The following is a 22,957-nucleotide window of genomic DNA, read 5'->3' on the forward strand; positions in this document are numbered from 1 at the left end:
CCTACTTGATAAGAAAAACATATGCATCGTTTTCTGTAATAATATAATCATCTCCAGGATTTAAATTTAATTCATAATTTTCCTTTTTCCCTTCCTCAAAAAAATCTTCTTCCGCTTCTTCAAATTTTTGCCTTATAAAATTATCAATAGAATTATCGGAAGATAAAAAATCGTTTATAGTAAATTCTTTTTTCATACTTACAAGTCCTATAACAAGAGAATTTTCTTCTTTTTTAAAATAATCAAAAATCTCCTTAAAAGTCTTTCCTATATAGTTTTTAGGCAATGATATTAATTTTACTCGCATATTTTCTAAAGATGCTATTTCTCTCAATAACATATGATATGCCGGAGATAGAAGAGCTGCAGATAATAAAATAGAATTAAATTCATTTCCTAATATAATATCGTCCGCTCCAGCTCTTAAAATATATTTAGCCTTTTCTTCTTTTATAACTTCTGCAAATATTTTTGCATCATTGTTTAATGTTCTGATTAATAATATGCTAATTAATGTTCTTTCATCGCATTCTTCCAGGCTTCTGCCACCATATGTATCAGATAAGATAATTATATATTTTGCATGTGAAATATTTGCTCTTTTTAAAACATTTTCTTTAGTAAAATCGCCATGTATAAATTTAATATTTAATTCTGGAAATTTGGATTTAAAATTTTCATAATCTTCTTCATCTGCTTGATTAACTAAAACAAAACTATAATCTTCAAGCTTTATAAATTTTCCCATTGCTTCTAGCGTTTTTTCTAAATGACTATTCCAACCTAATATTACTAAATGATTTTTAAATTTCACTTTTCCAAGCCCCTTTCTTTCTTTAATACGCCATTCAACCAAAAGAGACGCTATACTACCAGAAATAAGAGAAAATAAGGTTACACCTGCAATAATAATTATTATCCCTATAATTCTTCCTGCAAATGTTTCTGGAACTATATCTCCATAACCTACTGTAGCTATTGTTACAATTAACCACCAGAAAGCATCAAACAAACTTTGAATTTTAGGATTCTTCCCAAACTCAGCAATATATAGCAATAATCCTATTAATATTATAAAAATTAATATAAATAGTAAAAATCTATTTGCAGGATCCCTAAAAATATTTTTTATTTTTCTATTCATCGTTTTCACCTTTTATTTTTTATTTGTTAATAACATTATAACACACAATAACAAGCTATTCTCTTAATAATATCTATAATATCAAAAAAGACAGATATGAAAATCTACTAATTATGTGATTACATTTGAAAATTAATATATCACGTGATATAATAATTAATAAGAAATTAAAAATGGAGGTAAGATAATGAAACTTCAAGGAAAAATCATTATTCTTTTTGTAACAATTCTTTTGATTGCATTAGCATCTTTTTTTACAATAAGTGTTTCAAATTCACAAACTTCGCTCAAAAACAGCTTTTTAGCAAAACTAATTGTAGCTCGAAACCTAAAAATGGATTTTATAGATAATTTATTAAAGGAAACAGATTCTGACCTAATGTACATTAAAAATTTTGAAAAAATAAAGGATGCATTCTTTACTTCCTCAAATTTATTAGAAGATTTTCAATCCTCTATGAAGATGGATACAATTCTTTCAACACTTAGAAGTATTTACATAGAAAATAATCCATATAAAGATAAATCACAATTATATGATTACTATTATGATGAAAATTTTAAAAAAGATAATTTTGATGATAAAATTATGAGTACTTTTTATGATTATAGCGTGCTACATTCTGAATTACAGGCTGATTTTAGGGATTTTATAAATATTAAAGGATATAAAGATATGTTATTAATTTCTCCAGATGGTATTGTGGTCTATTCAGTTAGTAAATATAATGATTTTGCCACAGATTTAAATAAAGAAAATACAACTCTATCTAAACTCTATAAACTCTTAAAAGAAAAAAATGATAATAATGTACACTTTTCAGAAATAGAAAATTATTTTGGAGAACCTGGTTTTTTTGCAGGTATTAAAGTAGAGGATAAAGATTTCGGATTATATGGTTATATTGTATTAAGAATATCTTTATCAAAAATAAATGATATCTTGCAAGATAAAAGCGGTATGGGACAAACGGGAAAAACATACATAGTAAGCACGGATAAAATAATGAGAAGTAATTTACCAGATCAAGAAACAATATTAAAACAAAAAGTAGAAACAGATTATGTAGACAAAGCTTTGAACGGAAAGACTGGTTGGAAAATATCAACAAATTTTAAAGGCGAAAAAGTATTAGCAGCATATGCTCCTTTTAAATTTGCAGAAATAAATTGGGCATTCGTTTCAGAAGTTTCAATAAGCGAAGCTTTTCAATCATCTAAAAAAATTAAAAATATTCTCATAATAACATCATTTATTATATTGTTTATATCAATAATAATATCATTATTCTTCTCAAAAAGGATATCAAAGCCATTAATAGAATTAAGTAAAAAAGTAGATAAATTTGCAACAGGAGATTTCACAGTAAAGTTTGAATCAAAAGGGAAAGATGAAACAGCGATGATAGCAAACTCATTACGAAATATGGCAAATAATCTTAGCGAAACAGTAAAATGGTTATTAGAGGCAGGTAAAAAGATAGAAAGTTCGTCAGAAATATTAACAACGATCTCAGAGAAAACAATGGGAGCAAATGAAGATGTATTAGAGAAAGCAAGAGTAATAGAAGATAATGCAGAAAACGCGGCAGCAACAACAGAAGAATTAACATCAGGGGTAAGTGAAGTATCCACAGCAGCACAAAGTGTATCAGCAAATGCAGTAGAAATAGCGCAAGAAGTAAATGAAACGACACAATTGACAGAAGAAGGGGAAAAATCAATAACAGAAATAACAAAAATAATAGAAAGTGCAGTAGAAAAATCAAAAGAAACAGAAAAGACGGTAGAGGTATTGGCAGAAAAAGCCAAGAACATAGGAGAAATAGTGGAAACAATAACAAATATAACAGAACAAACAAATTTGTTAGCATTAAATGCAGCGATAGAAGCAGCAAGAGCAGGAGAAGCAGGAAAAGGATTTGCAGTAGTAGCAGATGAAATAAGGAAGTTAGCAGAAGAAAGTAAAAAAGCAACGGAACAAATAGCTCAAATATTAACAGAAATCAAAGAAGGAGCTCAAAATGCAAATAAGGCAACAGAAGATACAGTGAAAGTAATAAACGAAGTAGAAAGCAATGCAGATGAAATAAAAGAAAAATTCCAAAAGATATTGGAAAGGGTAGAAAATATAAATCAAAGAATAGAAGGATTAACAGCAAGTGCAGAAGAACAAAGCGCATCAACAGAAGAGATGGCAGCAGCAAGTGACAAAACGGCGCAGATGATATTGGAAATATCAAATGAAATAACAGAAATAACAAAAGAAATAGAAGAAGAGAGTAAAGAAATTGGAAATGTAAATGAAAAAGCTGAAGAATTAGAAAAGTTAGTTGATCAACTAAATGAAAAATTAAATCAATTTAAAATATAATGATTTATGATAAAATCCCTGATTGTCAGGGATTTTTCTTTTTACATATAAGTTATAATTTTATGAATTTGCCCATTTTATGTTATAATTATATTTAAAAGGGGTGATATAGATGAAAGTATGGGAAACTGAAATTTTTGGTAGAAAATTGATTATCGAACATGGAAAGATGGCAAAACAGGCACATGGTTCTGTTTTGTTAAAATATGGTAAATCAGCCATTTTAATAACTGCAACAGCTTCAAAAGAAGCTAAAGAAGGAATAGATTTTCTTCCATTGACTGTTGAATTTCAAGAAAAATTCTATGCTGTTGGGAAAATACCTGGTGGATTCTTAAAAAGAGAAGGAAGACCCAGCAGTGAAGCTATTTTATCTTCAAGACTTATTGATAGACCTATAAGACCTTTATTCCCTAAAGATTTTCATAATGATATACAGGTTATTGTTACTGCATTTTCCATGGATAATGATGATAGTATAGAAACCTGGGGAATTACAGGTGCTTCTTTTGCATTAAATTTATCCCCAATTCCATTCGATGGAATGGTTGCTGGAGTAAGGCTGGGATATGTCGATGGTAAATTTATCATTTTCCCAACGCAAGAAGAATTGAAAAAAAGTAAAATGGATATTGTTGTAGCTGGAACTAAAGAAGCTATTACTATGGTTGAAGGGGAATCATTGGAAGTTTCGGAAGAAGAAATGGTTAAAGCTTTATTATTTGCTCATGATGCTATAAAACAGGTCATTGAATTTCAAGAAAAGGTTATATCTGAATTTGAAATAGAAAAATGGGAAGTTACCCCACCAGAAATACCAGAAGGTTTTGTTGAAGATTTTGAAAAATTAATTGATGATGATGAATTAAAAAAGAAAATATTAGTAAAAGGTAAAAAAAATAGAGATGAAGCTATTGATTCATATAGAAAAGAATTGTTAGAAAAGTTTCAAAGTGAATATGTTGAAAAATGGGATAATGAAACATATGAAAAGTATAAAAAATTTATTCTTGAATCTTTTGATGATAGAATTAAAAAATTAATGAGAAGAATGATCATTGAAGAAAATACCAGAGCTGATGGTAGAAAAATCGATGAAATAAGACCTATAACATGTGAGATTGGATTATTTGAAAAAACACACGGTTCTGCATTATTTACAAGAGGTGAAACTCAAAGTTTAGGTGTAGTAACTCTCGGAGAACCTATGGATGTGCAAATTATTGATACTGTCTTTGAAGAAGGCGAAAGAAGGTTTATGCTACACTATAATTTCCCACCATTTTCTACTGGCGAAGTTAAAGGTTTGAGATTAAGCAGACGTGAAATTGGTCACGGTCATCTTGCTGAAAGAGCTTTAAAAAATCTTATTCCATCTGAAGAAGAATTCCCATATATTATTAGAGTTGTTTCTGAAATTTTAGAATCAAATGGTTCGTCTTCAATGGCTACAGTTTGTTCGGGTTCACTTGCTTTAATGGATGCAGGTGTTCCAATGCCAAAGCACGTTGCTGGTGTTGCAATGGGATTGATATTCGAAGAAGATAAATTTGTTGTTTTAACCGATATTCTTGGTATGGAAGATCATCTTGGAGACATGGATTTTAAAGTTACAGGAACAAGAGATGGAATTACCGCATTCCAGATGGATGTTAAAGTAGCTGGAGTAACAGAAGAGGTTTTAAGAGAAGCATTAGAAAGGGCAAAAAAAGCTAGATTGCATATATTAAATTTAATGTATGATACTATTTCTGAGCCAAGAAAAGAATTATCGCCATATGCTCCGCTAATTAAAACAACAAAAATTCCTTTAGATAAAATCTCTGAAGTAATTGGACCAGGCGGTAGAATTATTAAAGGAATTCATAAGGATTATGATGTCGAAGTATCAATAGATGATGAAACAGGATTAGCAAAAGTTAGTGGACATAATATCCATAATATTGACGAAGCTATAAATTATATACAGAATTTAATAAAAGAAGTAAAAGAAGGAGAAGTTTTTGATGGAAAGGTTTCAAGAATTGAAAATTATGGATTATTCGTTGAGATAATTCCTGGTAAATTAGGATTATTACATATGTCAAATTTAGGAAAAGACGCTAAAGATATATTAAAAAATATTAAAATCGGCGATATAATGAAAGTAGAAATAATCAGTATAGATGATAACGGAAGAATACAATTGAAAAAATTTGGTGAAAAAACAGCTCCACGAAGAAGTAATAATAGACATCATAAAACATCTGAAACTCCAAAAACGGAGGGAAAAAATGATTAAAAAAAGATCACTTTCTAACGGTCTGGATATATTACTCGTACCCCGAAATAATGTAAGAAGTGTATCTATTATAGCTGCAGTCAGGGCTGGTTCAGCTCATGAACCCCAAGAATTGATGGGAATATCCCATCTAATAGAACATTCTGTATTTAGAGGTACATATAATAGAAATATGGAAGAAATAAAAAGACCCATCGAAGAATTCGGTGGGTCATTAAATGCATTTACTGGCAAAAATTTAACAGCATATTATGCTAAAGTCCCGTTAATTGCTGCAAAAGTTGGCGTGGAAATTATAATGGATATCATATTTAATGCCGAATTTAATGAAGAAGATATAGAAAAAGAGAAAAAAATCGTTTTAGATGAAATTGCAATGTATGAAGATGAACCTGTGGAAAATACATTTGAACAACTACATAAAATAATGTTTTCCAACGAATTTGCATTTCCTGTATTAGGAACTAAAGAAAGTGTATCAAAATTAAATTCTTTAAAATTAAAAGAATATTACTTAGAAAAATATACTCCAAAAAATATTGTTTTAACTATTGTTGGCCCAGAAAAGGATTTAGAAAGTCTTTTATTGGATATAGAAAAATTAACCCCAGAAAGAAAAGGAAAAAAATGTGCTTTTAAAAGTCCTATATTTAATAATAATAATAATAATAATAAAATTAGAAAAATAGAAAAAAGTAAAGAAGAACTTTCTCAAATTTATATTGCTTATTCTTTTAAAGCTCCTTCTAAAATGTCTCAAGACTTCTATAGTGTTTCTATTATGAAAACATTCTTGGGTAGTGGAATGAGTTCTCTTCTCTTTACAAAAATACGAGAAGAACAGGGATTAGCTTATGAAATTACAGCTGATTATTCTGCATATAATGATAATGGTGTTTTTACAATATTTGCAGCAACTATACCAGAAAATTTTGAAAAATTAAATTCATCTATTTATGAAAATATAAGAAATATTAATAAAAATAGTGATTTAGAAAACTGGATAGAATATGGGAAAAAGAGGTTATCTGGAAGGTACATGTTGGAAACGGAAAATGGATTAAACTTTGGTTTTTTAGCTTTAGATTATTATCTATCTTTCGATAAATTGATAGATATTGATGAAATAGTAAAAAAAATAAACTCACAAGAGAATAAAAATATTATTGATGTCTCAAACGATATATTTAATAATGAACCTTATATATCTATTGTAAAACCTAAATAATAAAATATGGGGTTGGGATTTTGAAAACAAAAATAACAAACTTGCAACCTGGAATGATTGTAGGGGAAGATATTTACAATTTAAAAAATAGCTTAAATTTAAAGAAAGGTCAAAAATTAGATAGAGATATGATTGACCTTATTCTTAAAAGTGATATTACTGAAATTGAAATTATGGATTCAAATGCCTCAATAGGCTTTATCCAAAAAACATTTGAAGAATTGCCAAATATAATAGATGAAACAATTTATAATAAATGGATTGATTCCATAAGCGATTTGTTCCATCATTTTACAAAAGAAGAAATATACGTTTCTTTGAACAATATCACAGAAGAAATATACAAATCATTAAACGTAAAAGAATACTTTGTTTTAAATTTTATAAATTCTTTTGGAAATGATAGTTTGACTTACCACTCATTAAATACAGCTATTATTGTTTCAATAATAGCTAAGAAAATAGAAATCCCATATATCATGTATAAACAAACTGTAAAATTTTCTCTAATACATGATATTGGTTATGCTATGTTAGATGATAGGGTTATTAATGACTTTGATAGCGATGATAAAAACGCTTTAATTCATAATATTGTTGCATATAAAAAATTACAGGATTTAAAAGCTACATTAAATCATGAAATATTAGAAAGTATACTTTACCATCATGAAAGATATGATGGTAAAGGAAAATTTCATTTAAAAGGTGAAAAAATTCCTCCACTTGTTAGAATAACCCAGGTAGCAGATGCTTATACTTCTTTAACAGAACTTGGATATACTCCTTATCAGGCATTATCCTGGATATTAAAAAAGTGCGGTTTTATATTCGATCCATATTATGTAGGACTTTTATATGAAATCACGGGATATTATCCCACGGGAACAAAGGTAAAATTGAGTGATGGTTCTATTGGAATTGTATTGAGAAGAAATGAAATTGAATTTTTTCCTGAAGTGCTTGTAAACAATGAGCCAGTTAAAACAGGACCTGATTCAAATGTATATATAAAAGAGGTGATTGAATGAAAATTGTACCTCTTAGCAAGGCTAAATACGGCATGGTAATTGCTATGGATGTTAGAGATACTACCGGTCGTGTTATCCTTAAAAAAGGAACAGAAATAAATGAATCAATTATATATTTATTAAAAAAAGCTGGAATATTTAACATTCCTATAAATTCTACTAAAATTGTAAGTGACTTAAAAAAAGAAACAGAAAAACATGGTGTTATAAGTAAAGAAAATCTTGATTTGAATTATAATAAAGTAAAAGATTTATTCAAAAATTTAGAAAACGATGGTCATATTGATATAGATACTGTAATAGATATTGCTTCATCAATAAAAGAAGATTTAGAAAATAATTATTCAGATAAACTATTCGTTCCATTAAAAAAACTAAGAGACTTTGATGAATATCTTTATTCTCATTCACTAAATGTAATGATTATAAGTTCTTTACTGGCAATCGAAAATAAAATAATTGACGATGAATTATTAAATATTTCCATATCAGCCCTTCTACACGACATAGGAAAAACTAAAGTCCCAAAAGAAATCATGAATGCCCCCAGACCATTAACTGGTGAGGAAATGAATATTATGAGGAATCATGTTTTGTATGGTAAAAAATTAGCTTTAGAAAATAATTTAAAAGATGAAAATATTATTGGTGGCATATATGAACATCATGAAAGATATGATGGTAAGGGATATTTAGAAGGAAAAAAAGGTTCTTATATAACTAAATTTGGAAGAATTATTGCTATAGCAGATGTTTATGATGCTTTAACAAGTGTAAGAAGTTATAAAGGGCCATGGACTCCTTATAAAACAATCTCTTTTATTTTAACAAATGTAGAAAAACAATTTGATGGAACCTTTGCCCAAGGACTTATCAATGCTTTTGGTATTTATCCCGCTGGAACTAGAGTTCAACTCAACAACGGGCAGTTCGGAACAGTAGTTGCTTCAAATAGAGCAAATAAAATACGTCCATTAATAAAAATAGATCATGGAGACATTGTTGACTTGAGTGAAGAAAAGTCTTTAAGAATTACTAAAGTATTAGATTATATCTATATTGAGTGAGGGGATTTTTATGAAATTTTTACCTTTAAACAAAATAAAATCTGGGATGATTGTTGCTATGGATATAAAAGATTTTAATGGTAATATATTATTCAAAAAAGGAACAATTTTGAATGAAGCTAAAATAAATACAATTAAAATTAATGGTATTTTTAAAATACCTATTAATGAAGAAAAAGACGAAATAAAGTCTATAAGTGAATCTGCCCATGTTCATAGTTTTATAAGCAAAAAGCTTTTAGATGTGAGTTTTAAAAAAGTTAAAGATATTTTTGAAGAATTAATGAATACTGGAAAAGTTAATATTAGCAAAACAGAAGAAGTTGCAATAAATTTAACTCAAGAAATGCAAAAAAATTTTTCTGATAAATTATATGTTCCGCTAAAAAAATTAAAGACATATGATGAATACTTATACTCCCATTCATTAAATGTAATGATTCTCGGTTCTTTAATAGGGTTAGAAGAAGGTATTACAGGAGATGAGTTAACTGAGCTTGCCTTAAGCGGTTTATTACACGATATTGGAAAAGTTAAAATTCCTTTAGAAATTTTAAACGCTCCAAGAAAACTCTCTTTTGAAGAATTCGAATTAATTAAAAACCACGTATTATATGCAAAAGAACTTTTAGAAAATTCTGGTATAACAGATAAAAAAATAATTGACGGAGCTTTAGAACATCATGAAAGATATGATGGGAGTGGATATATATTTAAAAAGAAAGGAAAAGAAATTTCCTATTATGGAAGAATATTAGCTCTTGCTGATGTTTATGATGCTTTAACAAGCAAAAGAAGCTACAAAGATCCATGGCCTCCCTATAAAACATTATCCTATATACTCTCCCATGTAAATAAACATTTTGATCCTTTATTTACCCAGAATTTAGTAAATGCTCTTGGGCTTTTCCCACCAGGAATGAAAGTTATGCTTAACGATGGCTCAGAAGGAATTATCATAGCAACAAACAGATCAAATAAAATGAAACCTATTATAAAAATAAATGATGATATCGTCGATTTACTTGAAGAAAAAAGTTTAAGAATCACTAAAATCATTGATTATGAATATATAGAAGAATAAATTACTTAGAAAATTCTTTTAATTCAATTTCTAAATATTTTTGTGTATCTTTGAATAAAACTGTTTTATTATTTAATTTAATAATTATATTTTCACTAAACCTCGAAAATACTGATCTCAATTTTCGAGGGTTGATTTCTATCAAATATTTATGCTTAAATTTTAAGTTTATTTTCCATGTAATTGTTGTATTTTTATCCTTTGCTAGAATATAAGACTCTTTTCCTAATATTAAATATATCCTCGCATTTGATGGCAAAGATGTATATATCTTGTTTAATATCTTTTTTAATTCCTTTAAATTTATCTTCTGAAATTCCAAAACTTCCCTATCAAAATTTATTCTTATACCTATTGGATTCACAGAACTACATACATTAATATTAATCCCTTTTCCTTTAATTAATATAGATTCTTCATTTAAATATAATCCTACCTCTTTATCCGTTATTAAAGATAGAGATTTTATTATGTGTCTAATAGTAACATATGGAACTTCACGTGAAATATTTATTTCAGATTTTCCAAAATAACTATATACGCCCATATTATATCCATGGAAGTATCCCCATAACTCACCTTTTTTGTTAGAAAATATATTTATCAAATCACCTTCCATTGACGTGATACTACAAAAATCAAGATTATCTATAAATTTTTTTAATTGTATTTTTGATAATAAAGTAGGATTATTTATATTAAAAGAAGGTTTTTCTTCATTTTCACTTTCAATATTTAAAGACATGTTTTCTAACTCTATTTTTACTCCTTCATCCAAGGCTAACATTCTAACAAATGGATTTTCTTCTTCATTTAATCCTTTTAATAATCCTTTTAAATGTTGTATTGGTATTTTATAAACTTTTTTAAATGGAAAAAATTCTTTTGAAAAAAACATATCTGCTACTGCACATCCATCAGTCATGGATACCCTTAAAAACTTATCAAAATATAAATATATATACCTATGAATAGGTTCAATATTACCACAAAATTTATCTGCAAATTCTACAACTTTTTTTAACCTTTTTGTTGGTATCCAACCTTCCATATTAAACCTCCGACTCAAATTCTTCCTTTGTTATAGGTGTTCCCCCTATTAAATCAAAATTTAATAACCTATATACTCCATCAAATTCAGCTATTAATTGGATTCTTTCAGGACATTTTGAACCAATATATTCTTTATTAATGATATAAGTTGATTTACCTTTATATGAATTTGAAAAATCATATCCTTTCCTCAAATAACTTCTAAATTTTTCACCACATTTATTACATTTAAAATATATGACCAATGAATTTTCTTCTGCATAAAATGGATTTTTATTTAAATCTTTTTCTTTTTTCTTTTTATTAAACCAAAACACATTATCACCCCTTCCAACTTATTATACCATATATAAAATTCCCTGCAATAAATGCAGGGAATTTTATTATTCTTCTTTAGTTTTTATTTCGCCTTTTCCAACTCTTATATTCAATTTTTCACCATCAAAATCTATAATTACTTTACTCTTTGGAGGAATTTCTCCTGCTATTATTTTATTAGCAAGTTCCATTTCTATTTCTCTTTCAATAACCCTTCTTAATGGTCTGGCTCCAAAAATTCTATCATATCCCTTTTTGGCAATATATTCTTTTGCATCTTCTGTAATCATCAATTCCAGATCTCTTTCTTTTACTCTTTCTTCCAATCTTCTCATCATAATTCCTACTATTTCTTTTACTTCTTCAATTGTTAATGGTTTAAATACTATTACTTCATCTAATCTATTTAAAAATTCTGGCCTGAAATATTTCTTCAATTCTTCTCTAACCACTTTTTCTACATCTCTTTCTTCATTCAACCTTTCTTCATCACTTATAAATCCTAATTTACCTCTATTTTCTAATTTATTTAATATATTTTCTGACCCTATATTACTTGTCATAATAATAATCGTATTCCTAAAATCTACCGTATTTCCTTTTCCATCTGTTAATCTTCCATCATCCAATACCTGTAATAATATATTAAATACATCTGGATGAGCTTTTTCTATTTCATCTATAAGAATCACAGAATATGGCTTCCTTCTAACCGCTTCAGTTAATTGTCCACCTTGTTCATAACCAACATAACCTGGAGGTGAACCAATTAATCTTGAAACTGCATGTTTTTCCATATACTCAGACATATCAATTCTTATTAGTGCTTCTTCTGTATCAAATAATACTTCTGCTAATGATTTTGCAAGTTCAGTTTTACCGACCCCTGTTGGTCCTAAGAACAGGAATGAACCTATTGGCCTTGTTGGATCTTTTAAACCTGCTCTTGCTTTCCTTATATGTTGTGCTACTTTTATTATTGCTTCTTCCTGACCAACAACACGCTTATGTATTTCTTTTTCTAAATTAAGCAATTTTTCTCTTTCCTCTTCCAACATCTTTTTTGCTGGTATACCTGTCCATTTTTCAATTACATCTGCAATTCTTTCTTCATCTACAATAACTTCTTCTTCCTCTTTATCTTTTTCTTCTTCATATTGTTTTTTCAATTCTTCTATTTGTTTTTCTAATTCAAAAAGATCCTTTTTCTTCAAAGCTGCTTCTTCATATTCACCTTTAACAGTTAAATCATTTATTTCTTCTTCTAACTCTTTTGCTTCATACTCTAATTTCTTTATATTTGATAATTTTGAACTCTTTTCAAGTCTTGCTTTTGCAGAAGCTTCATCTATAAGGTCAATAGCTTTATCTGGTAAAAATCTATCTGTTATATATCTATGAGAAAGTTTCACAGCTGCTACAACTGCACTATCATCTATCTTAACATTATGATGTTTTTCAAATGTTTCTTTTAGTCCTCTTAAAATTGCTATAGCATCTTCTTCACTTGGCTCATCAACTTGAACAGGTTGGAACCTTCTTGCTAATGCTTTATCTTTCTCAATATATTGTCTATATTCATCTAAAGTTGTAGCCCCTATAACCCTTAATTCGCCACGGGCTAAATCTGGTTTTAACATATTAGCTGCATCCATAGAATTACCTTCTGCTTTACCTGCTCCAATAATTGTATGCAACTCATCTATAAACAAAATAATTTTATCGCCTTGTTTTTTTACTTCATCAATAACGTTTTTTAACCTTTCTTCAAATTCACCTCTAAATTTAGCTCCCGCTAATAATCTTCCCATATCTAATTGTAATATCTTTTTATCTATTAAAGCATCTGGAACTGCTCCTTTTATAATTCTTTGAGCTAATCCTTCAACTATAGCTGTTTTACCAACACCTGGGTCACCTACTAAAACTGGATTATTCTTTGTTTTTCTACTGAGAATTTCAATAGTTCTTTGAATTTCTAAATCTCTTCCTATAACTGGCATTAATTTCTTTTCTTCTGCCATTTTTGTTAAATCAATAGTGAACTGCGCAAGAACATCCGCTACATTTTCTTCAGAACCTTCTTTTGTTACTTTAATATTTTTTAATTCTTCATAAATTTCATTAGTTGTTAATCCATATTTTGAAAATAATTTTGCCGAATAAGATGTACCTTCAAGCAATATAGCTAATAACAAATGCAACGTTGTTATCAATTTATGTTTTGTTTTTTTAGCCTCAGACTTTGCTATTTCAAAAATTCTTTCTAATGTTGGAGAAATATATACTCTATTATCTCTTACTCCACCAAAAGAATATTGAACATTTTCTTCTAATTCACTTTCAATGTTCTCTTTTATTGCTTCAACATTAATCGTTTCAAAAAGTCTTTTTACATATTCATCATCACTATCGAGAATAGCTAAAGTAATATGCTCTGGTGTTACCACATTAGTCCCATAACCATTTGCTAAGGTTCTTGCATTTTCTATTATTTCCAGAGCCTTTTCCGTAAAATTCTTTGGATTCATCATTTCCAACACCTCCTAATATATCTTAATTTTTATTTTTAGCATTTGTAACTTTTGTTTGCTAAATAAATCTTAAAAAAATAATTCATTTTTAAATTTCGATATTTTAGACTGAAAATTTTTAAAAAAGTTCAAAATCATTTTTCTTTTTTATCACTCTTAACATTTGATTGCTAATTCGATTTTATGATACTATCTTTTTATTTCTAAGAAATTAACATAATATGTCAATTATAAAAACGACCTCAAAAGAGGCCGTTTTTATATTTCAAATATAAGATCATTTTTTGTACACATTTCATCTGTTTTAGGTCCATAAGAAATATATGGGATTTCCACACCTGTTTTTTCTTCAATAAAAGACATATATTTTAAGAAATTAATGTGATTTGTATCGGGCCAACCTTCTAATGTTTCATATACTGGTTTTCCAACAAAAAAGTCATATGATGATGTTGGAATCTCTTTTATTTCACCATTAACATCATAAGCTACACAAACCTTTATTTCTTCAAGTCCATTTAAAACATCCGCTTTTGTAATAACAAATTTTGTTAAACCTGATCTTAATTTCGCGTATCTTAATGCAGGTAAATCTAACCATCCCACTCTTCTTGGTCTTCCTGTAGTTGCACCAAATTCATTCCCTTTTTCCCTTATTATTTCTCCCATTTCCCCATACTCTTCTGTAGGAAACGGACCTTCTCCAACCCTTGTTGTATAAGCTTTCAACACACCAAGAACTTCATCTAATTCAAATGTCGAAAAACCAACCGAAGATACACCATGAGCCATTGTTGCACCAGATGTGACAAAAGGATATGTGCCAAAATCAAGATCAAGCAATACTCCCTGAGCTCCCTCAAAGAGTACGGAGGTATTCCTAAACACATTTGCCATATCTATTGCTGAAGTAAAATTAACTTTCATCTTCTCAAGCTTTTTCTTTTGATTTATTAAATACTCAAATATTTCTTCAGCTTCAAATTTAAATCTTTCACCATAGATATTTTTCTTCAAAAATATAACTTCTTCTAATCTCTGTTTTAAAAGTTTTTCGTCAAATAAATGATAAATTTTAAAACCTTCCCTTGATACTTTATCAGTATAAGATGGTCCAATGCCTTTTTTTGTTGTTCCTATTGGATTTTTCCTTAATTCTTCTAAAATTCCATCTTCCTCTTTATGATAAGGTAAGACTAAAAATGCTTCTAAATCAATATATATTTTAGAAGATACTCCTGGAAAATCATTTTCCAATATTTCTATTTCTTTTATTAATTGTTCAATGTCTATAACCATTCCAGCACCTAAAAACGCTTTTGATTTCCCTTCTGGTATTATAGAAGGCAATAAATGATTTACATATTTTTTATCTTTGTAATAAATAGTATGTCCTGCATTTGCTCCACCAGAAAATCTTACTATCCATTCGTAGTTTTTTGAAAAATAATTTACTACTTTCCCTTTACCTTCATCTCCCCACTGAGCTCCAACAATCGCAACCCTTTCCATATCTTCACCTCCAAAAAAGTAAAAAAGCCCCTTTACAGGGCTTTTTTATTATATATTAATTTTTGTAATTTTTTCTTTCGCATAATATAACCTTCCTTAATATTTTTTACAGAGGTATTATATCATAATTTATAACAATATTCAACTACATTTCAAATGGAACTTTAACCTTTGATTTTTATTCATAAGCAATTATATTTACTATATATAAATTTTGAAGTGTCTTCATTATCAAAAGGTTTTCTGAATATAAAAAGATGTTCGTGCATAATTAAATAAAAATTATATTTATTTACTTGTGCTTTCCAATAAGGAGTTGTTTGACAATTATGTTGAACTTTTATAATATCTTCTTTTAAGATAAAACCATTTTTTAAAAATTTTTGCATCACATAGTAAGATAATGGAATATAATGCCTATTTTTTCTTGTATCTCCTATTAAAATTGCACAATACTTTCCAGGTTTTAACACACGATATAATTCTTTTATTGCATATTCTAATTCATTACAAAATTTTTTTACTCCAGATATATTGGAAAAATCTCCTGGTATTTTCCCTTCAGAATATTTTATAATATTTAAATATGGAGGATGAGTTAATATAAGATCAATGGAATTATTTTCCAAAAAATTCAGATTTCTAGCATCTCCTAAGAAAATTTTAGGCTCATATTTTCCTTTATTAAAAACTATATTCTTTCGAGTTATTTCAATTGCTTTAGGGTTAATATCTACGCCTATACTTTTTCTATTAAGTAGTTTAGCTTCTATTAAAGATGTACCTCCACCAACCATCGGATCTAAGACTATATCATCTTCATTTGAATATCTTAAAATAATATTTTTAGCTACTTGTGGAGCGAAATTTCCTCTATATTTAGAATTATGAGTTTCCCATTTTCCCCTTTCTGGAAATGACCACACAGTTGTAAATTCTAAATCATCTTTAAAATTATTCACTCAACTCAACTCCATTTTAATTAACTCAATAAAATTATTTAAAGTATGCAGATTATATATTTTTTCTATTTTATTAAAAGCTTCTTGAATTTTATTTTTAGCATCTAACCACCCTTTTCCATCAGTAATCCACACAAACTCAAAACCCTGATATTGATTTATTTTTTGAGCTATTTCAGTATAAGAACGAGCAACTTCATTTAATTTTGAACCTCCGCTGTTATAAAAATTTACTTCAATTAAATACTTTTTCTTAAGTGTTTCTACTACAAAATCAAATACCTTTTTATCAAATCCTAAGCTTTTAATTTCTTTATATTCGCTACTATTAACTTCTTTTCTAAAAGGAATATTATTATTTTCAAAAATTTTTGTTATTATTTTAGACATATTTTTCCCCGTACGATTTTTTCTGGCATTTGTATCAAGTCCAACTTCAATACCAAATACATAATCTATTAAATTCTTTACATTTCTATCTTTAAACACTTTTTCTAATCCTGTATTTTTTATATAATAATAAATTTTTTCAGGTGACTTAAAATAATTTCCCATATATTCGTATTTACCAAATTCATTTAATATCTTTTTCTGATTCCCTTTCCTAACTGCTATTAAAATATCTAAAATTTCAAAAACCTTTGGGTTTTCTTCATACAAATCGAAAATAGCCCTTTTTAAATTATTTTTACCAATTAAATAATTTAACTGATTTAGTTTTAATTCTATTTTACGAACATTATTTTTTACCTTATCAAAATTAACAAAATAATCTAATGTCGCATTAGTTTCAGATAATGTTTTTATAAATTCATTAAAATCCATATTTATCCCTCGCTAAACTTCGTAGTTTCTAATTAAAAGTTCTGTAATCTTCCCACGCTTTTTAGAGTTAGAATTTATTAATCTTTTTGCATATACTCTTTCTATGATATATTCATGATATAGCTTATCAAAAAATTCATCTTTTGGATCCATATTTTTAGGATCTGAGTTACTCAAAAGTGCTTTTGCACCAAGTTTAGTCACATATTCAAAAAAATTTTTCAATCTGATTTGAGATTTATCATTAAATATATTTTTAGAATACGAAGTAAAATTAGACGTTGAACTCAAAGGTCTATATGGAGGATCAAAATATATAAATGTATTTTTATCAACAAAATTTTTACTAATCTCAAAATCCCCAGATAGAATATGAACCTTTTGAAGTGCATATGAAACATTTTTTAAATTTTTTTCATCACATATTTTTGGTTTTTTATATCTACCAAACGGAACATTAAATTCACCTTTAGAATTAACCCTATATAACCCATTATAGCAAGTCCTGTTAAGAAAAATAAATAATGCTGCCTTCTTGACTTTATTGCCTTTTAATTCATTAAATTCTCTTCTTTTTTCATAATATAAATTTTGCTTTTCATCAGAATTTTTTTTATTGTATTCATCTTCTAATTTAGATAATAAATATATCAGTTCATCTACGTTATTTTTTATTATATTATATAAATTTATTAATTCTTCATTTGTATCTATAATATAAGCTTCCCTTATATTATAATTAGAAAGCAAATAAAACAATAGCGCCCCACTTCCAACAAAAGGTTCTATATATTTTATTGATTCCCCATTTTTTAATTCATTCGGAAGCCTTTTTTCTATCTCTGGAATTAATTGAGTTTTTCCACCTGCCCATTTTAAAAATGGTCTAGCCATGATTTTTTTAAATAACAAATCCATTTTAATCCTCCATAATATAAATTCATATTTCTATTATATCAACAAATTATTTCTTTTCATATATTACAACATAAAATTTATTTTCTAATTCTTCCTTTTTCTTTTCTAACACTATATTAGTATACTCATCTAATTTATTATCATATAATTTTGTATTTGGATCGTTTTTTAAAAGAAATTCTATATCGTCCTTGCTTAAATTTAAAACCTTTCTGTCTATATTTACATCTATATTTTTTTCTTGGAATTCTTGGAATGATATTCTTTCTTTTCTAAAATATTTGAAAAATTTCAATATAGATAAAAATACATCTTTAGGTACATATCCTGGTAATTGAGCCAATGCTTCGCCTTTACTATCAAAAAAGAAAAATGTTGGAGTTCCTCTAACGCCAAATGCCCCAAATAATTCTGCATAATTTAATGTTTTTCCCTGATAAATAGCTTTTTTATTCCTATCAGGATTTATTTCTGCAATAATAAATTCCGTTCTTAACCATTTTTGTATTTCTTTATCAACTAACACCTCATTCTTAAACTTCTTACAGTAATAACATGTCTCAGAAGAAAACATTACAATTATATTTTTACCAGTTATTTTACCTATTTTCATTGCATTATTAAAATCATGAACAACAAAATCATCTAATTTTACATTCGAAAAAGAATAAATAGAAATTACCAACAATACTAGAATTAATATTTTTCTCATTATTTCACACTCCCTGTAATGTATTAAATTTATTTAATAACACCAATATTCCTATTATAATTAATAATGTACTGCCAAGAATTTTTAAATACTTCTCCCATTTTGGTGTTCCAAAGGTTATTTTAGAAACTAATTTACTTACTATTCCACTTAAAAACAAAAATGGTATAGATATACCAAGAGAATATAAAAATAACATAAACATACCTTTATATACATTTGATGTTGTTGACGCAAAGGTTAACACCGCAGCTAAAATTGGTCCCGAACACGGTATCCATACAAAAGAAATTAAAATACCCATTATAAACGCACTGATAAATGATGTATTCTTATGTTTTAAAAGATTGACTTTAGCACCTTTAAATCCCTCTTTATCAAATAAATAATAAATCCCCAACAAAATAATAAAAATTCCTGCTATAATATTAAATATGAATTGGTATTTTGACAATATTGATCCAGCCATTCCTGCCAAAGCTCCAAGAATTGAAAAAAATAATGATAATCCTATAAAAAAGGCTATACCTCTTTTCAAGGTTAATGAAATATTTTTTAAATCCGGCATCAATATACCAAAAAACAACGGAACAAGGGGTAAAACACATGGACTAAAAAATGATATTATACCGCCAAAAAACGAACTAATATATGTAATATCAGGTTGAACAGATAATGTAAATGGTTCCATTAAATCACCCGCCATATAAAAACTCTATTTTATTTTTAATTATAACAAAAAAACTCCATTTTTCAAAAAAGAGGTGTATTATTTATGATTAAAAATTTATTCAAAATATTAAACGCAATTGAAGATTTCAAAAATTCCATTTCACCAGAAATACTTGAAAAAGCTAAAAATCTTGAAGTTGAGGATTTTGTTGAATATGGTGATGAACTATTAAATTTTACTGGAATCGTAAATGATAATGATAGAAACTTCAGACCTTTATTTTATATACACAAGGAAACATTAAAAATAGGACATATGTGTACATGTAGTCATGTTTCGGAAAATAAAATGTGTTCTCATATAGCTGCATTAATTTTTACAATAGAAAATAATTTAAAAAATAAAGGAAAATTTAATGACGATTATCATCTCGAAGTAAATATTGATGAATATCTGGGAATAAATGATTATGGTGATACATATTATTTAATTTACCCAGAAAACCCATATACTTATGTTAAATTAGGACGCTTAAAAGAAAAGAGAGTCGTATTGAGAAAAGATATTGACACATATAAAAAAATACTAAGTTTTTTAAAAACAAAAATACCCGAAGATGAAAATGATATAAAAAAATTATTAGTTCCTATTCATATTAATGGAACTTCTGAATATAAATTAATTTTAAAAAATTTTAAAGAACTTAAAAAAATAAAAAGTAAAAAAATTCTATTAAAAAATAAGAAAAAAATAGTATGGAACGATGATATCAAATTTAAATTATATGTTAGTGGTAATATTAAAGAGAATATTTCTACTATTAAGCTATTGCCTGAGTTAAACAAAAGAAATATCGTCTCAACATATGATGATTATGCTTATTTTGAAAATAACACTTTATCATTAATAAAATCAAAAACAAATATACTTTTTCCTTATTATGGTCCAATAGAAACCCATGTCAAATTCAAAAATAAAAACGGACTTGAAATTTTCATTAAAGATAATCTTATAAAATATGAGAAATATGGTTTTGAAATAGAAATTGATGAAAATTTAGGAATTAAAAAAGATATTTTTATCCCTAAATTAAATTTATATATTAACTTTATAAACGACCGATTCTACCTAAAAGGAAAATTTTTATATGGCACAGAAATAGAATTCTATAATGATTATAAATACAGAAACTATGATGAAGAAAATAGATTATTAAATTCATTAAAAAATGCAGGAATTGAATTAGATGAAAAAGGAAAAGGAACATTAGATATTGATTCTTTTTTTGAATTCATCGATAACAAGATAAGATCACTGGATAAAAACATTATAATAAAAATGAATAAAAATATAAAAAGACAAGAAATTGAAAGCATACAAATGAAACTAAATTTAAAAAACAATTGGTTTGATGTTGAAGGAGAAATCACTTTAAAAGATAATAAGAAAATTGATATAAATATTTTGAGAAATAGAAAAGACAATTTTATAGTTCTAAAAGATGATACCATCATTAAAATACCAGAAAAAATCTTAGAAAAATTAGAAGATTTAAAATTTAAAAAAAATAAAGTAGAAATTGAAAGTTATAATATATACTCATTTTTAAATAATCCTAATTTAGAATTGGAATCATTAGATAAAAAAACAAAATCTTTTATTGAAAAAATTAAAAATTTTGAAAAAATTAAAGAATATGAAATACCAGAATTAAAATCATCTATGAGAGATTATCAAATTCAAGGTTATTATTTCCTTAGATATCTTCAAGAATTTAATTTTAATGGAATATTAGCAGATGATATGGGACTTGGAAAAACTGTACAAACTATAGCTTTAATATTGTCTTTAAAAGAGAAAAATAGAAAGTTTTTAATAATAACTCCACGTTCTGTAGTATATAACTGGGCATACGAAATAGAAAAATTTACTTCTAATTTAAAGTATTATATTTATCATAATAATCAAAAAGATATTCCAGATGACGTTGATGTAATATTAACCACTTATGGAACAATAAGAAATTCTATCGACAACTTTAAAAAAATGAAATTATTTTATATTATTCTCGACGAAGCTCAATATATAAAGAATCATGAAACAAAGTTATATTCAGCTATTAAAAAATTGAAGGCATCTCATAAATTAGCATTAACTGGCACACCTTTAGAGAATTCTTTAAACGATTTATACAACATATTTGATTTCTTAATGCCAGGATTTTTTGGAAAAAGAAAGGAATTCTTAAGAAAATATAATTATGCAAATAAGGATAGTATAGAAAGGTTAAAGAAAAAAATCAATCCATTTATTTTGAGAAGAAAAAAAGAAAATGTTTTAAAAGAACTGCCTCCAAAAACAGAAGAATATATATTCAATGAAATGACACAGCATCAAACAAAAATATATCATCAAATATTAGAAGAATATAAACAGAAAATAGCTATATCCCAGGGGACTTTGAATTTTAGCGTTTTAGAAGGATTATTAAGATTAAGACAAGTTGTTAATCATCCAAAGTTATTAGGTATAAATATAGAATCTTCGAAATTTAATGAATTCAAAAAATTTGTTTTAGAAGTTTTAGGAGAAAATCATAAAATTGTTGTTTTTTCTCAATTTGTAAAAATGATTAATATAATGGAAGATTGGTTAAAAGAAGAAATTATTAAATATAATAAAATCACCGGTCAAACTAAAAAAAGAGTTGATATAATTAATGAATTTAATAGTGACAATAATATAAAAATCCTTCTTGTTAGTTTAAAAGCTGGAGGTACAGGATTAAATATTACTGGAGCAGATTATGTAATACATTATGATCCATGGTGGAATCCAGCTGTAGAAAACCAAGCTACAGATAGAGTTTATAGAATCGGACAAACAAAACCTGTTTTTGTTTATAAATTCATTACAAAAAATTCTATCGAAGAGAAAATATTAAAGTTAAAAAATGCAAAAAAAGATTTATATAATCTTGCAATTACAGAAGAAAAATCATTATTAAAAAATCTAACAAAAGAAGATATTATGCAATTATTTGAATAGAGATGAAGCATAAATGCCTCATCTCTATTTTTAGAGTATTGATTAATAATAAATTACCAATTTTTTTATTTAACTCTTTAGAAACTTGAAATATAAAAAAAATTATTGTATAATACCATGTTAAACTTATTAATAACAAAAAATTAATTTGTTAGTTAAACAAACTTATCATTTTTAAAAAGGGGGTAGTTGG

Annotated in this window: 17 protein-coding genes; 7 read left to right on the forward strand and 10 right to left on the reverse strand. The window is 26.8% G+C overall.

Annotation, left to right across the window (positions count from 1 at the left end):
- Position 1: 1 nt before the first annotated feature.
- Entirely contained in the window at positions 2-1,144 is a 1,143-nt protein-coding gene (locus JRV97_RS04155; RefSeq protein WP_281000472.1) for a potassium channel family protein, read from the reverse strand.
- A 187-nt stretch (positions 1,145-1,331) separates the two neighbouring features.
- On the opposite strand from JRV97_RS04155, the gene JRV97_RS04160 reads away from it, so the two are divergent.
- The 6 genes from JRV97_RS04160 to JRV97_RS04185 all read left to right on the forward strand — a co-directional run bounded on the left by JRV97_RS04160 (position 1,332) and on the right by JRV97_RS04185 (position 10,209).
- Positions 1,332-3,518 carry a methyl-accepting chemotaxis protein gene (locus JRV97_RS04160; protein WP_281000474.1) on the forward strand — a complete coding sequence of 729 codons (2,187 nt, stop codon included), beginning with the start codon at positions 1,332-1,334 and terminating at the stop codon, positions 3,516-3,518.
- Positions 3,519-3,630: 112 nt separating this feature from the next.
- Positions 3,631-5,799 carry a polyribonucleotide nucleotidyltransferase gene (pnp, locus tag JRV97_RS04165; protein WP_281000476.1) on the forward strand — a complete coding sequence of 723 codons (2,169 nt, stop codon included), beginning with the start codon at positions 3,631-3,633 and terminating at the stop codon, positions 5,797-5,799.
- On the forward strand, positions 5,792-7,027 hold the full coding sequence (locus tag JRV97_RS04170; RefSeq protein WP_281000479.1) for a M16 family metallopeptidase: 1,236 nt from the start codon (positions 5,792-5,794) through the stop codon (positions 7,025-7,027). Before pnp ends, JRV97_RS04170 begins: the two co-directional genes overlap by 8 nt.
- A gap of 20 nt (positions 7,028-7,047) precedes the next feature.
- On the forward strand, positions 7,048-8,058 hold the full coding sequence (locus JRV97_RS04175) for an HD-GYP domain-containing protein (RefSeq protein WP_281000481.1): 1,011 nt from the start codon (positions 7,048-7,050) through the stop codon (positions 8,056-8,058).
- Positions 8,055-9,125, forward strand: a complete 1,071-nt coding sequence (locus tag JRV97_RS04180; RefSeq protein WP_281000483.1) for an HD-GYP domain-containing protein — start codon at positions 8,055-8,057, stop codon at positions 9,123-9,125. The genes JRV97_RS04175 and JRV97_RS04180 overlap by 4 nt, the downstream gene beginning before the upstream one ends.
- A gap of 10 nt (positions 9,126-9,135) precedes the next feature.
- Complete coding sequence (locus JRV97_RS04185; protein WP_281000485.1) at positions 9,136-10,209, forward strand: HD-GYP domain-containing protein; 1,074 nt, start codon at positions 9,136-9,138, stop codon at positions 10,207-10,209.
- A 1-nt stretch (position 10,210) separates the two neighbouring features.
- On the opposite strand, the gene JRV97_RS04190 is transcribed toward JRV97_RS04185, so the two are convergent.
- The 9 genes from JRV97_RS04190 to JRV97_RS04230 all read right to left on the reverse strand — a co-directional run bounded on the left by JRV97_RS04190 (position 10,211) and on the right by JRV97_RS04230 (position 19,734).
- Positions 10,211-11,260 (reverse strand): hypothetical protein, encoded by a 1,050-nt coding sequence (locus tag JRV97_RS04190; protein ID WP_281000487.1) that lies wholly within the window; start codon positions 11,258-11,260, stop codon positions 10,211-10,213.
- 1 nt (position 11,261) lies between these two features.
- On the reverse strand, positions 11,262-11,579 hold the full coding sequence (locus JRV97_RS04195; protein ID WP_281000489.1) for a hypothetical protein: 318 nt from the start codon (positions 11,577-11,579) through the stop codon (positions 11,262-11,264).
- Positions 11,580-11,645: 66 nt separating this feature from the next.
- Positions 11,646-14,114 carry an ATP-dependent Clp protease ATP-binding subunit gene (locus JRV97_RS04200; RefSeq protein WP_281000491.1) on the reverse strand — a complete coding sequence of 823 codons (2,469 nt, stop codon included), beginning with the start codon at positions 14,112-14,114 and terminating at the stop codon, positions 11,646-11,648.
- Between the two features lie 258 nt (positions 14,115-14,372).
- Entirely contained in the window at positions 14,373-15,626 is a 1,254-nt protein-coding gene (locus JRV97_RS04205) for an adenylosuccinate synthase (protein WP_281000493.1), read from the reverse strand.
- 182 nt (positions 15,627-15,808) lie between these two features.
- Positions 15,809-16,588 carry a TRM11 family SAM-dependent methyltransferase gene (locus JRV97_RS04210; RefSeq protein WP_281000495.1) on the reverse strand — a complete coding sequence of 260 codons (780 nt, stop codon included), beginning with the start codon at positions 16,586-16,588 and terminating at the stop codon, positions 15,809-15,811.
- Positions 16,589-17,419, reverse strand: coding sequence for a type II restriction endonuclease (locus JRV97_RS04215; RefSeq protein ID WP_407081570.1), 831 nt, complete (start codon positions 17,417-17,419; stop codon positions 16,589-16,591).
- A 6-nt stretch (positions 17,420-17,425) separates the two neighbouring features.
- Entirely contained in the window at positions 17,426-18,331 is a 906-nt protein-coding gene (locus JRV97_RS04220; protein ID WP_281000499.1) for a DNA adenine methylase, read from the reverse strand.
- A 46-nt stretch (positions 18,332-18,377) separates the two neighbouring features.
- Positions 18,378-19,043 (reverse strand): thioredoxin family protein, encoded by a 666-nt coding sequence (locus JRV97_RS04225; RefSeq protein WP_281000501.1) that lies wholly within the window; start codon positions 19,041-19,043, stop codon positions 18,378-18,380.
- Positions 19,044-19,047: 4 nt separating this feature from the next.
- Positions 19,048-19,734 (reverse strand): cytochrome c biogenesis CcdA family protein, encoded by a 687-nt coding sequence (locus JRV97_RS04230; RefSeq protein ID WP_281000502.1) that lies wholly within the window; start codon positions 19,732-19,734, stop codon positions 19,048-19,050.
- Positions 19,735-19,818: 84 nt separating this feature from the next.
- On the opposite strand from JRV97_RS04230, the gene JRV97_RS04235 reads away from it, so the two are divergent.
- Complete coding sequence (locus JRV97_RS04235) at positions 19,819-22,764, forward strand: DEAD/DEAH box helicase (protein WP_281000504.1); 2,946 nt, start codon at positions 19,819-19,821, stop codon at positions 22,762-22,764.
- Positions 22,765-22,957: the final 193 nt, after the last annotated feature.

It is taken from the genome of Marinitoga aeolica, from assembly GCF_029910535.1.
In the GTDB taxonomy this organism is placed as follows: Bacteria; Thermotogota; Thermotogae; order Petrotogales; family Petrotogaceae; genus Marinitoga; species Marinitoga aeolica.